Origin of the sequence: Streptomyces sp. NRRL F-5122, assembly GCF_001507435.1 — a bacterium.
GTDB lineage: Bacteria > Actinomycetota > Actinomycetes > Streptomycetales > Streptomycetaceae > Streptomyces > Streptomyces lannensis.
On the sequence record NZ_LMWH01000007.1, the window covers coordinates 1 to 12,040 of the forward strand.

Annotated in this window: 11 protein-coding genes and 1 pseudogene; 2 read left to right on the forward strand and 10 right to left on the reverse strand. The window is 68.9% G+C overall.

Translation table 11 applies throughout. From position 1 onward, the window contains the following. Window positions 1–315: 315 nt before the first annotated feature. The 6 genes and pseudogenes from ADL25_RS03305 to rpmG form a co-directional block, all read right to left on the reverse strand. Window positions 316–3,072: an alkaline phosphatase family protein gene (locus tag ADL25_RS03305; protein ID WP_059126086.1), complete on the reverse strand. Its 2,757-nt coding sequence runs from the start codon at window positions 3,070–3,072 to the stop codon at window positions 316–318. 4 nt (window positions 3,073–3,076) lie between these two features. After that, entirely contained in the window at window positions 3,077–4,435 is a 1,359-nt protein-coding gene (locus ADL25_RS03310) for an ABC transporter permease (RefSeq protein ID WP_059126087.1), read from the reverse strand. Continuing rightward, window positions 4,432–5,373, reverse strand: a complete 942-nt coding sequence (locus ADL25_RS03315; protein WP_059126088.1) for an ABC transporter ATP-binding protein — start codon at window positions 5,371–5,373, stop codon at window positions 4,432–4,434. The genes ADL25_RS03310 and ADL25_RS03315 overlap by 4 nt, the downstream gene beginning before the upstream one ends. A gap of 461 nt (window positions 5,374–5,834) precedes the next feature. Next, a pseudogene (locus ADL25_RS03320) lies at window positions 5,835–7,008 on the reverse strand (GTP-binding protein). Further along, window positions 7,005–7,262, reverse strand: coding sequence for a type B 50S ribosomal protein L31 (locus ADL25_RS03325; RefSeq protein ID WP_059126089.1), 258 nt, complete (start codon window positions 7,260–7,262; stop codon window positions 7,005–7,007). The pseudogene ADL25_RS03320 and the gene ADL25_RS03325 overlap by 4 nt, the downstream one beginning before the upstream one ends. Window positions 7,263–7,267: 5 nt before the next feature. Beyond that, window positions 7,268–7,432 (reverse strand): 50S ribosomal protein L33, encoded by a 165-nt coding sequence (gene rpmG, locus ADL25_RS03330; protein WP_059126096.1) that lies wholly within the window; start codon window positions 7,430–7,432, stop codon window positions 7,268–7,270. Between the two features lie 159 nt (window positions 7,433–7,591). Here rpmG and rpmB point away from each other — a divergent pair, with 159 nt between their 5' ends. Beyond that, window positions 7,592–7,828: a 50S ribosomal protein L28 gene (gene rpmB / locus ADL25_RS03335; RefSeq protein WP_059126090.1), complete on the forward strand. Its 237-nt coding sequence runs from the start codon at window positions 7,592–7,594 to the stop codon at window positions 7,826–7,828. After that, window positions 7,828–8,133, forward strand: a complete 306-nt coding sequence (gene rpsN / locus ADL25_RS03340) for a 30S ribosomal protein S14 (RefSeq protein WP_059126091.1) — start codon at window positions 7,828–7,830, stop codon at window positions 8,131–8,133. Before rpmB ends, rpsN begins: the two co-directional genes overlap by 1 nt. A gap of 263 nt (window positions 8,134–8,396) precedes the next feature. Here rpsN and ADL25_RS03345 read toward each other — a convergent pair whose 3' ends face one another. The 4 genes from ADL25_RS03345 to ADL25_RS03360 all read right to left on the reverse strand — a co-directional run bounded on the left by ADL25_RS03345 (window position 8,397) and on the right by ADL25_RS03360 (window position 11,618). After that, window positions 8,397–8,954, reverse strand: coding sequence for a cysteine hydrolase family protein (locus tag ADL25_RS03345; protein WP_059126092.1), 558 nt, complete (start codon window positions 8,952–8,954; stop codon window positions 8,397–8,399). A gap of 162 nt (window positions 8,955–9,116) precedes the next feature. Further along, a complete protein-coding gene (locus tag ADL25_RS03350; RefSeq protein ID WP_059126093.1) occupies window positions 9,117–10,538 on the reverse strand; it encodes an MFS transporter in 1,422 nt (473 codons plus the stop codon). Further along, a complete protein-coding gene (locus ADL25_RS03355; protein ID WP_059126094.1) occupies window positions 10,531–10,977 on the reverse strand; it encodes a MarR family winged helix-turn-helix transcriptional regulator in 447 nt (148 codons plus the stop codon). Before ADL25_RS03355 ends, ADL25_RS03350 begins: the two co-directional genes overlap by 8 nt. 335 nt (window positions 10,978–11,312) lie before the next feature. Next, the gene (locus tag ADL25_RS03360; protein ID WP_159044866.1) at window positions 11,313–11,618 is read right to left on the reverse strand and encodes a hypothetical protein; all 306 of its coding nucleotides are present in this window, start codon (window positions 11,616–11,618) and stop codon (window positions 11,313–11,315) included. Between the last annotated feature and the right edge of the window lie 422 nt (window positions 11,619–12,040).

A 12,040-nucleotide genomic window follows, 5' to 3' on the forward strand; every position in this document is an offset into this window, starting at 1 on the left:
GACAGGGTCCGCCACCCCACCCGTTTCCCGGGCGTCACCCGAAAGTGAGTAACAGCCGCATGACGCCGTACCGGGCCAGGTCAGAGACCTGCGTGTCGCCCTGAGCGCAGCGACCACAGCTGCCTCACGGTCGCCGAGCCCGGTCCTTCCAGCCGCGACTTCCGGGGCCGGAGTACCGACGCGCGCGACACCCGAAGGCGGCACCGTGCGATGCGCAGGCCTGGCCGGGCGGGAGGCCCGAATGACACGCCCACGGCAGAGGGTCCCCGCCGGTGTTGACGCCGGTCGGGGACCCTCTGACGGGATCGGGCTATGTCAGCCGTCGTTCTCCGCCGACGGGATGTAGGCGCCCGGTACGTCGTTCGGCGTGTAGATCTTGTTCTCGCCGGGGTAGGGCGTCTTCCAGTTGTGCGTCTGGTACCACGTGAAGTGGTCCATCTGCGCCGGGTTGGCGTAGTCGGCTATGGCGTTGGGCCCGGTCAGGCGCTGCGTGGACTTCCAGGTGTCCCACTTGTCCGCGAGCGCCTGCTTGTCGGCCGGCACCTTCGCCGACGTCGGTGCGGGCGCCGCCTTGGCGTCCTGCGGGGCCGGGGTGTCCGGGCCGCAGGTGGGCTGGGTGCTCAGGCCCAGGGTCAGCGAGGTCCGGTTGGGCAGCGTGGTGAACGGCGTGTAGTTCGGCTTCTTGGTGAACGCCGTGGCCATGGGGGTGGCCGCGCTGTCCTTCTGGTTCATCGGGTGGATCCCGAGGATCTGCTCGATGGTGCGGATCATCGTGATCTGCGAGTAGTACCGGTTGTCGACGGTACCCCGCTGCGCCCAGGGGCTGATGATCTGGATCGGGGCACGGTGGCCGTCGACGTGGTCGAGGCCGGCCTGGGAGTCGTCCTCGACGACGAAGATCGCCGAGTCCTTCCAGTACTTGCTGTGCGAGATCTTGTCGACCATCCGGCCGACCGCGAGGTCGTTGTCCGCGACCTGAGCGGCCGCGTTCGCCGGGCCACCGGTGTGGTCGTTGGACAGCCAGAACATGTTCAGGTTCGCAGGACCGTTCTTCTCGAAGTCCTGCTCCCAGATCTGCTCCTTGTAGATGTCCGGGACGCTGGTGTCGAACAGCGGGAAGCCGGGCACCGACACCTTGTTGAGCGACGGGATCGCCGAGCCCGTCTCAATGGGGTAGGCGGTCTTCTGGCCGGTCGCCTGCATGTTCTTGGTGTCGCAGTACAGGTTCTGCCAGGTCGCGCCGGCCGGCTTGCTCTCGATCGACTGGAACTCGCCGTAGTCCTTGACCGACTTGCCGGCCGCCTGGGCGCCGGACCAGATGAAGCCGGACTTCTGGTGACCGAGAGCGTCGTTCTCGGTGTCGTAGCTGCGCTGGTACTCGCCCGCCGAGGACTCGGTGTACTCCGGGTCGTCGGCCTGCATCAGCCAGTTGTGGCCCTCGGCGGAGTTCGTGCCGATGTCGTACGTGTTGTCGTACAGCCCGAACTGCTCGGCCAGCGCGTGCTGGTTCGGCGTCACGTTCTCGCCGAACTGCGCCAGCGACGGGTCGCCGTTGCCCTGCGGCATGTCACCGAAGACCTGGTCGTAGGTCCGGTTCTCCTTGACGATCAGGAAGACGTGCTTGATCGTCGACGCGTCACCGAGTCGCGTGGGGACCGGCACCGCCTTCTTGTTGCCCTTGCCCTTGGCCACCGTGACGGAGCCGCCGGTCCAGCCGTTCTGCTTGAAGACCTTGGCCGTCTGGGACCTGATGACGCTGTCGTAGGGCAGCGTGAACTGCGTCAGGCTCGACGTGGTGTCGTGGGTGCCGTGCCCGGCGCTGTTGGTGGGGCGGAGGGCGTCGATGCCACGGGTGTTGGAGACGACCACCTTCTTGCCCACGGTGGTGATCTCCGAGGGGAAGTAGTCCGTCGGGAGCAGGCCGACGTAACTGGCGGGCTCCTGCGCGGACTTGTACCGGTAGACGGCGACCGCGTTGGCGCGGCCCAGCGTCACCAGCAGGTGCCCGTCGTCGGTGAGCGTCACCGCGTCGGGCTCGTAGCCCACCGAGGCCTCCGGCCACGGCTGGGTGGCGATGGTCTGCACGACCTTGTTCTTGCGGGTGTCGATGACCGACACGTTGTTGTCGGCGGTGTTGGTGACGAACACCACGCCGTTCTTGGCGTACACGGCGGTCGGGTGCAGGCCGACGCCGATGCTCCCCACGGTGGCGGACGGGTCCGCCAGGTCGATGACGCTGACCGTGCCGGTGGTGGTGGCACCGGTGTCCGGGTCGGCCGGCACCTGGGTGCCGTAGGAGTTGATGGTGGTGTCGCCGGCCTTGGCCGGACGTCCACCCTCGTTGCTGACGTAGAGCCTGTTGCCGACCATGGCCATGCCGCGGGGAGCGTTGCCCACCGCCCAGCTCTGCTTGATGGTCCCGGTGGCCGCGTCGATGGCGACCACCCGGTTCTGGCCGTTGATCGCGGAGTACACGGTGGAGCCGTCGGCGGAGAACACCGCCGCGCCGACCAGGGCGTGCTTGGAGCCGTCGGCCGGGATCGAGACGGTCTTCGGGGCGGAGAGGGTGCCGTCCGCGTTCACGGTGAACTTGGTGTAGCCGTCGGTCTGGCCCAGCCACAGCTGCGAGCCGTCGGGCGAGTACGTCGGGCCCTCCTGGCCGACCGAGCTGTTCGAGATGCGCAGGTCGTCCGCCGCGTTGGTGCCGACGCGCTGCTTCACCTGCCCGGTGCTGAGGTCCATGATGACCAGCGCCGCGTCGCCGTCGGTGACCGCGGCAGCGAGGTGGGTGCCGTCCGGGCTGACCGAGGACGACATGATCTTGCCGTCGTTGATGACGGTACGGCTGCCGTACGGGGCGATGTACTGGTCGCTGGAGATGACCTGGCCGTTGGCGGTGGTCTGGCCGACCTGGTCGGTGCCGAACTGCTTCGTCTGGGCGACTGCGGTGCCCGTGACGGCGAGAACGACGCCGATGCCCACCGTGACCAGAGAGGTACGGCGACCGACGCGTCTACCGAAAAGGCTGAGCTGCGCCTTATCGTTGATCCGACGCTGCCGTGTTACCTGCATCGAGTTATCCCTTCGAGGTGGGAAGCAGTTCGACATTGCCGTCGAACTGCCAGAGCGGGTTGGGCGCATCCCCTTCGGGGGTGCGCACCAGGAAGTAGCCGTTGACTTCCTTCGGTCCATCGCCATCGGCCATGAACCGCCCGTCCGCGGTGATGTCGAGTTGGTAGATGGCCGACCCTGCGGCCTTGATGCCGGGCAGGTGCCAGGACACGACGCAACGCCAGTCGTTGCCCGGCCCCTCGGGGGCGACACGGGAGGAGCCCTTGTCGCAGGTCGCCGATGCCTTCAACTGCGCTTCGGTGACGTCGGGTCGGTTGAGCTGCTTGGTCTGGACGCGGTAGAGGTGGGCGAAGGCCGTGGCGACCGAGCGCTGCACCTTGTCCTGGTCGATCCCGGAACCCGTGGCCCCGGTCGACACCGCGACGGTCGGCACCGTCACCACGACCAGGCCGACGAGCGGCAGGAGCCCGATGGTGATCGCGCGGCGCCCCGAGCCGTCGTAGTTGACGTTGGTGAAGTCGCGGCGCACGAAAAGCACATAGGCCAGAACCGTGGCGAGCACGGCCCACACCAGGCTGACCACAACACCGATCAGCAGCGGGCCCAGCTGTTCCGGGGTGGTGAACAGGCCGTTCCAGGAGATGAAGGCGTAGCTGGGCAGGGCGAGGCGCACGGACACGGGCAGCGGCAGCATCTGCGCCAGCTGCATCGCGAGCGCGACGATCGCGGGCAGCAGCAGACCCATCGGGGAACGCCCCAGCGAGACCGATCCGAGCAGTCCGATCGCGGCGAGGGCCAGGGTGGGTGCGAGTGCGCAGACCCAGGCGAGCAGCACCCTGACGCTGGTGTCCCCGGGTGCCAACAGGTGGCCGTCCAGGCCGACCAGCGGCTGGTTGCCGACCGCCAGGAGACCGCCGATCGTGCTGGAGACCGCCATTCCGGCCACGAGGAGCAGGATGACGGTGAGGCTCGCCAGTGCCTTCGAGACGAAGATCCGCCGGGGCGACCGGACCGCCACGAGCAGGTGGCGCCAGGTGCCGAGCCGGTCCTCGGACGCGAAGACGTCGCCGGCGACCACCGAGGTCAGCAGCGGGAGCGCCCAGGTGCCCGCGAAACCGAGCATGACCAGGGGCCCGGCCCAGCCCGTGGCGAGCATCCATCGGCCGAAGAGGGTGTCGACGGGCAGTGTGCTCTGCTGGCCGACGGCGGCGACGAAGAGCGCCGGCGCGATCCAGCAGGCGAGGACCAGCAAGCGGATCCGCCATTGCGAAACCAGTTTGACCAGCTCGAATCGGTACCCGCGCGGCACCGACACCCGGCGTGCACTGGCAACGTTGTCCACCGCCGCGATGGTCGCGGTCATCGGTCGGCCTCCTGCTGCTCGGTCAGGGCGAGGAACGCGGCCTCGAGCGGCGACACCACCGGGGCGAGCTCGCGCACCGCGATGCCCGCGTACACAAGGCCCGACACCAGTTCGTCGAGGGCGGGCACGAGCGCGCGCACGACGAGCATCCCGGTGTCCTGCCGTGTCATGGCGCCGTCGATGACGCCGATCCCGGCAGTGTCGTCCGCGAGTCGGCGGGCGCCCTCGGGGTCGGAGGTCTGCAGCCGGTAGTCGAGTTCACGGTTCTCGGCGGCAAGCTTGCTGAGCGGACCGGTGAAGACGACCCGTCCGGTGGCGATGATGGTGACTTCGGAGCACAGTGCCTCGAGGTCGTCCATGCGGTGGCTCGAGAGCACGACGCTGGTGCCGTCCGCCGCGAGCCGGGAGAGCACACCGTGCACGTGCTTCTTGCCTGCCGGGTCGAGGCCGTTGGAGGGCTCGTCGAGGACGAGCAACCGAGGCTTGGTGAGCAGGGCGGCGGCGAGCCCCAGCCGCTGGCGCATGCCGAGGGAGAAGCCGCGAACCCGGTCGTCGGCGACGTCGGTGAGCCCGACCTGGTCGAGCGCGTCGCCGATCACCGACGCCCCTTCGTCGCGGCCACGCAGGGCGGCCAGCGCGGCGAGGTTCTGCCGGGCGGTGAGCGAGGGGTAGAGACCGGGGCCGTCCACGAAGCCGGCGACACCGTCTGGGGCGTCGAGTGCCCGCCCGACCGGTGTACCCAGGATCTCGAGGCGGCCGCTGTCAGCGACGGCCAGACCCAGCAGGAGGCCGAGCAATGTCGTCTTGCCGGCGCCGTTCGGTCCCACCAGACCGTGGATCTGACCTTGCGTCACATCCAGATCGATCCCGTCTAGTGCGACCACGTCGCCGAAGGACTTGCCGATCCCGCGAGCCCGGACCGCGAGGAGTGTGTCCATGAGTCCCTTCTTTCGAAAGCCTCAAGGACCTTAGGTGCAGCACACAACGTCCAGCAGTGATGGTCGGTTGAACGTTCGCGGAAGGGATCGTCAAGCATTGGCAAGGTCCGCGCACGACCGGTCGGCCCCGAGCGGGGTCTGCGCGACGACCGAACCGACGCAGTCCGGACGAAGTGTCGTGACCCGCAATTTCGGGGCGCGAAAGGAGGTTTCGGCTCGGGTGACGGACCCTGCCCACCGTCACCCGAGCCTCACGCCTCGCGGCCGCCAAGCGCCGGCCTCGACCCCCGGCACCTGCGCGATCTTCACGTTCGCACCCTCCACGCGGCATCGCCACCATCGATGGGCCACCTCAGGAGGGTTGGGGACGCTGCCGCCTCCTCCCCGCGCACGCGGAGGCGGAGACTCATGGAGGGCCCGTGCTCATCACCCGCCCTGTGGCGCCCCGGCCGATCCGCGGCTCAGGTGACCGGGTCGAGGAAGTCGTCGAAGGCGGACGGGAGTTGCATCCAGCCCTCTCTGCCCGCCGCGAACTCGCCGTCGGTGAGCAGGCACGAGTCGAGCAGGGCCAACAGGCCTCCCCCGTCGAGACCGGGCGAGGTGAACGTCAGGTACTGGCAGCGGTCGCCGTGTTCGGGGTGCCAGTCGAGGGAGGCGGCGAGCCGGCGCTCGGCGGGCACCAGCTCCCAAGCGGCATCGGGCAGCGCGGCCAGCCAGGGCCCCGCCGCCTCCACGCACAGCGCACCGCCCGCGGCATCCCAGGACAGCAGTGCGTCGGGACGGTCCGCGAGCCAGAACCGGCCACGGCTGCGGGCCGCGGCACAGGTCAGCTCCCCCAGCGCCGCGTAGAGGCGCTGAGGATGCAGGGGCCGTTCGCGCCGCCAGACGACGGTGCTCACACCGTGCTCGTCGCACTCCTGGGGCAACAGCGCGCACGCACAGTGCTGGCGTGCGGCGGCCGCGGCCACGTCGAATCCCCTCAGCAGAGCGAACCCCAGGGCGCCGCGCCCCACGCTCACCTTCCGTGCACCCGGTGTCAGTTGGTCCAGCAGGGCTCGGTCACCGTCGTCTGCGGCTTGCCCCTCCGTCCCGTGCGGGGCGTCCTCGGCGAGTGCGATCACCGTGGGGTACTCCAGCTGCCGGGCGAAGTGTCGGCAACGGTGCGCCGGTCGCTCGGCGCGGCGGCGAGGCCGACGTCGGCCAGGTCGTCACTGTTGGACAAGTACGGCAGCACGAGTGCCGGGTCGACGGCGGTGGCCACCCCGGTCAGCACCAGCGGCGCGTCCGCGGCGGCGATGACCCCGGCCATGGACTGGGGCTCGACGGAGTCCCACAGTTCCACGACTGCCAGCCGGTGCCTGCCTGCCACCGCGAGTCGCCGCAGTTCGGGTACGAGGTCCTCCCGCAGCGCGCAGCACGGGCAGTCGTTGACCAAGGGGGTGTCTCCGCTGTCCAGCAGCCGGACCGCGTCACGGACGCTGCGGTGCACCGCGCCGTCGACGGCGGCGTCAGGTCGTGGTGGAGCGCGACCGAGCCGGGGATCGTGCGCAGGATCTCCTCCACCGCGGTCCGGCGGGCGTCGGCGTGCAACCCGGCGACGATGACGACGGGCAGCCGCGGCTGGTCCTCGCTCACTGCTCGCTCCGCCCTCGCCCGTAGCGCCGCTCGAAGCGCTCGACGCGTCCCGCGGTGTCCACGACCCGCTGGGTGCCGGTGTAGAAGGGGTGACTCGCCGAGGAGATCTCGACGTCGATGACCGGGTAGGTGCTGCCGTCCTCCCATTCGACCGTCTTGTCACTGGTGGCCGTCGACCGGGTGAGGAAGGCGAATTCGCCAGCGCGGTCGCGGAAGACGACCGGGCGGTACGCGGGGTGGATTCCGGGTTTCACGCTTGTCAGCGCTCCTCACGGAAGTCGACGTGACGGCCGACGAGCGGGTCGTACTTGCGCAGCGTCAGCCGGTCGGGGTTGTTACGGCGGTTCTTGCGGGTCACGTAGGTGTATCCGGTGCCGGCGGTGGATCTCAGCTTGATGATCGGGCGCAGTTCGTTTCGGGCCATGGACGGCACCATACATGGTGTTGGTTTTCATTTTCATCTAGCTGCTACTCTGCTCGCCTCGCTGCCGCGCACCACGTCACGGCCACATCACGTGGCAACCGCAGTACGCGGCACCCGCAGAACCGCACGGACGGCCACGGCCGTGCATGAGGAGGAGACATGTCCGCACACTGCCAACTCACTGGCCGACAGCCCGGCTTCGGCCATCACATCTCGCACTCGCACCGGCGCAGCAAGCGCCGCTTCGACCCCAATGTGCAGCGCAAGCGTTACTGGCTGCCCAGTGAAGGCCGCCATGTCCGGCTCACCCTGGCGGCCAAGGGCATCAAGACGGTGGACAAGATCGGTATCGAGGCCGCCGTGGCCCGTGTCCGCGCCCGGGGAGGAAAGGTCTGATGGCGAAGAAGAGCAAGATCGCGAAAAATGAGCAGCGACGTCTTGTCGTGGCGCGCTACGCGGCGCGCCGCGCGGTACTGAAGGCGATCATCATGTCCCCGCGAACATCCGACGGCGAACGCGCCGCCGCTCAGCGGGAATTGCGGCGGCAGCCGCGCGACGCCAGCGCCACCCGCCTGCGCAACCGCGACTCCGTCGACGGCCGTCCCCGCGGCCATCTGCGCACCTTCGGCCTCTCCCGCGTCCGTTTTCGCGAGATGGCCCACGCGGGCGAGCTGCCCGGGGTGACGAAGAGCAGCTGGTGACTCGCGCGCCCGTCTCTCACGTCTAGTGCTGTGACCACGAAGGCTCGCCGGGTTGGCGCCGGCGCACCAGCGTCACCGTACTCACCGGTTCCACGGCCAGGGGCGGGGTCCGGCTCCGGGGGCTCGTCCGACGGACGGGCCCCCGGTCACTGGTTGCGTCCAGGGCCTCGACCGGTGCGGTACGCCAAGGTCCGCCCACCGCGAGAGCCATGGCCGCTGCCGGACGAACGGTCCCTCCGCAGCGTTCGGTTCCCGAGGCCGCGTCAGGCGTCGGTCGTCAGGGCGTCTGCCCACTCCTTCGTCGTGAGGACATCGCCGCGACGGTTGAAGACCTTGGTCATCAGGTTGGCGTGCAGGTCGGGGTCCGGGTCGGCACAGGCGTCGGACAGGACGGTGACGCGGTGGTCCAGGTCGGCCGCCTGCAGGGCGGTGGACAGGACGATGCCACCGGTCGCGATGCCCGCGAGGACGAGGTGATCGATGTCCTGTGCGGCGAGGATCTGCTGAAGGTTGTTGCCCGCGAAGGCGCTGACGCGGTTCTTGTACACCACGATCTCGTCGCCGCGAGGAGCGACGTCGGGGTGGATGGAGGCACCGGGGTCGTCGGCCGTGAACAGATGGGTCGGCAGGGAGCCGAAGATCTTGTTACGCGGGTGGACGTCGACATGACCGGGCCGGAGCTGGAGAACGACGTGGATGACGGGGAGCCGCGCGGCGCGGGCCGTTTCCAGGGCCCGGACGGCCGTCGGCAGGTAGTCGACGGGAACGTGGGCGAGATGGTTGACCTGAAGGTCCATGGACAGCAGGGCGGTACGCGACATGATCGGCCTTTCAATGACGGGAGCTGACTTGCGAGATGGGTGTTCGAGGCACACGCCGCCCCGCGCGGTCATGAGTGGGCCCCGGCGCCGGGAACAACATCCGGCCTGAAGGGTGCCGGGCCTGCGCGGGGACGGCTGTGCGGGTTCACCCGCACAGAAGGGCTATGCCTTGCCGGCGGCTTCGGCCGGGTCGGCCGAGAGGCGTCTCAGACTGCGGTCGAAGACGGAGACGAGGAGATACAGGACTCCGGCACCGAGCATGACCCAGGCGAGGTGGTGCATTCCGGAGGTGCTCGCATGCTGCCCGAAGGACGCGGCCGTCGCCGACGACGCGATCATCGAGCCCAGGTAGGCGAAGGTCCGCAGCAGGCCGGCGGAGGATCCGATGCGCTCCGGATCGGCCTGAAAGTACACGGAGTTCTGCAGGGCCAGGCTGTTGGACCCCTGGGGCACACCGAAGACGACGGCAAGGGCGACGAGCATCCACACGGGACTGTCCGCGGTGAGGGTCAGCATCAGGACACAGGCGGCGATCTGGCCGACGGCGCCGAACAGGAGTTTCCCGAGGACTCCGTTGCGCCGGCCGACGGTGACGGAGACGGCGATCCCCACGAGGAACATCGGTATCTGCACAAGGCCCGCGTGAAGGGGCGAGAGCCCGTAGCCCTCTTCCGTCCACTGGGTGAAGCCGTAGAGGAAGGCATAGGAGACGACATAGGCCACCAGTGCCCTTCCGTAGGTGGCCAGCAGCGGGATGTTACCGCCCAGCACCCTCAGGTCGATGAACGGCGTCCCGGCGCGCAACTCCCGCACGGCGAAGGCTGCTCCGGCGGCGACGGTGATCACCGGGAGGTACCAGCTGCCGGCGTGCAAGTTCATCAGGAACAGCAGCAGCGAGATCAGCATGGCCGCGAACAGACCCATGCCCGGCAGGTCGATCCGTGCGGCCGGCCTACTCCGGGCCGCCGCGTCCGTGGCCGGTTGCTTGGGCAGCCGCAGCATGCCAAGAGCGACCGCGACCGCGGCCAGGGGGATGTTGAGCGCGAAGGTGGCCCGCCAACCGCCCAGCCCGATCAGCAGCCCACCGAGCAGGGGGCCGATCACGGCGATGGTCTGGTTGGCGACCGCCAGCGCGGTCAGTACGCCCGCGGGACTGTCCTGGCCGGTCCGCTTGGCCTCACTGCGCAGCAGTGCCATGGCGGCGGGATAGCCGGCACACGTTCCGAAGCCGAGCAGGACCCGTGCCGCGATCAGGACCCCGAGGTCGGGAGCGAGGGTACCGACGACGCCGGCGACGCCGACGAGGCTCGTGCTGAGGAGGAAGAGGCGGCGCGGGCCGAATATGTCGATCAGCCGGCCGACGATCGGCTGCCCGAGGGCGGTGGCCAGATAGAGGGCGGAGACCAGCCAGGCCGTCTGCGACGGCGGCGCCCCGAAGGCGGCGCCGATCGGCACGAGCGCGACAGCGACGATGGTGGAGTTGATCGGGTTCAGGACCGAGCCGAGCATCATCGGGGGGACGAGCCGGCGGTCGAAGCCTGCCTTCCGGGTGTCGCCGCGCGCCGCGGTCATCCGGTCAGTCATGGACGAGTCGCTCCAGCACGGCCATGGCCGCGATCACGGTCTGCCGCTCCTCTTCGGTGCACTTCTTCTGCAGTTCGGCGGCCAGCCATTCGCCCCGGGCCTGCCTGCCCTCCTCGGCCCGCCGGCGCCCCTCGGCGGTGAGCGCGATCAGCAGTCGCCGACCGTCTGCGGGATCGCGGCGTCGCTCGACAAGACCAAGCCCGGCCAGAGCGGCGACCGTGCTCGCCATCGACTGGTGACGCATGCCCTCGACGGAGGCGAGGTCGCTGGTCGTGAGCCCTTCGTTGTCCATCAGGCGGGCCAGCACCGACGCCTGGGTGAGGCTGATGTCCTCGGCGCCTCCGGCGGCGCGGATGCGACGCCGCAGACGCCCGATGACCCCCCGCACCTCCTGCGAGGCTCGGACGGCGGACGGCGACGGTCCAGGGTGGTCAGTCATGGCCCTCACCCTAAAATCGTCAGCTCAGATTGTCCAGTTTACCTGCGCAGGTTAACTGGACAACGCCGGTGCTCATTCGTAGCGCGGGCACGGCCGACGTTTCGGCCTGCGGTTTCGCACACGAGGATGCACACGTCGGCGCCTTCGGCGAAGCACAGGGCAGCGCGTGGGATGCGGCTTTCCGGATCTCGGATGCCGTCACGCCCATCGAGTCCTGCGCATCGCGAAGATCGTCCGACTTGCCGGTCGGAGTCGTTGCCGGGTTCCGCTGCGCAGGCCTCGCGCCGCTCTTACGAGGCACATCCCTCAAATCGAAGGCAGTCGTGACGTGGCGCCTACCAGTAGGTGCGCGTGATCTTGTCAGGCAGTCGCCCCTGCCGCTGCGCCTCCTGGAAGATCGCCGCCGCCACGACGAGGAAGGCGATGCGGAGTTCCGGGTCCGGGTGGGGGTCTTCCACATTCCCGACGTTTTTGTCGAGGAGCATGTCGCCGAGAGTCAGTCCCTCCGGTGTACAGAGGCGGGCGACTGATTCCTCGGGGTCGATCAGAATGTTTCCGGTGACCCCTTCCGCGGTTTCCCAGGTGTAGACAGATCCCGCTTCGAGAGACAAGATCTTCCTGCCCACCAGTGATGCTGTCACGGGGATGGCCACCAGTTCGCTCGCACCGGGGTTTGATCACTTGAACCCTACGCCCGCCGGCGCGGGCACTTGCTCGTCCCAGGTGGGGCCGGCGCCCCAGGGGCCGTCGGGTCCAATGGCGACAGTTCTGGTCACCGCACTGACGAATCCAGTTCGACCCGCACGGTTCGCGCGAGCGGATAGAAATCAATGGGGTGCGGATTTCCGTTCCGGAGTTGTTCCCGTTCCCTGGCGATACGCGGATCTGCGTTGAATCGCATCAGCCCGCATCGAGGTGCTTCGACGACCCTGTTCCGATCGCTCCGAGATACCGAAGGCCCTAACCTCGATCTTTCGTGACGGTCCGTCGGTTCATTTGGCGGGCCGTTTCGGCTTGTTGCGCATGTATCGGGCAGGGTGAGTACCCGGCTGTCGCGTCGGGT

Excerpts from the sequence above, each read along its gene's own strand:
- ADL25_RS03305 (WP_059126086.1), bottom strand. The coding sequence starts at position 3,072 with ATGCAGGTAACACGGCAGCGTCGGATCAACGATAAGGCGCAGCTCAGC.
- ADL25_RS03310 (WP_059126087.1), bottom strand. The coding sequence starts at position 4,435 with ATGACCGCGACCATCGCGGCGGTGGACAACGTTGCCAGTGCACGCCGG.
- ADL25_RS03315 (WP_059126088.1), bottom strand. The coding sequence starts at position 5,373 with ATGGACACACTCCTCGCGGTCCGGGCTCGCGGGATCGGCAAGTCCTTC.
- rpmG (WP_059126096.1), bottom strand. The coding sequence starts at position 7,432 with ATGGCCCGAAACGAACTGCGCCCGATCATCAAGCTGAGATCCACCGCC.
- rpmB (WP_059126090.1), top strand. The coding sequence starts at position 7,592 with ATGTCCGCACACTGCCAACTCACTGGCCGACAGCCCGGCTTCGGCCAT.
- rpsN (WP_059126091.1), top strand. The coding sequence starts at position 7,828 with ATGGCGAAGAAGAGCAAGATCGCGAAAAATGAGCAGCGACGTCTTGTC.
- ADL25_RS03345 (WP_059126092.1), bottom strand. The coding sequence starts at position 8,954 with ATGTCGCGTACCGCCCTGCTGTCCATGGACCTTCAGGTCAACCATCTC.
- ADL25_RS03350 (WP_059126093.1), bottom strand. The coding sequence starts at position 10,538 with ATGACTGACCGGATGACCGCGGCGCGCGGCGACACCCGGAAGGCAGGC.
- ADL25_RS03355 (WP_059126094.1), bottom strand. The coding sequence starts at position 10,977 with ATGACTGACCACCCTGGACCGTCGCCGTCCGCCGTCCGAGCCTCGCAG.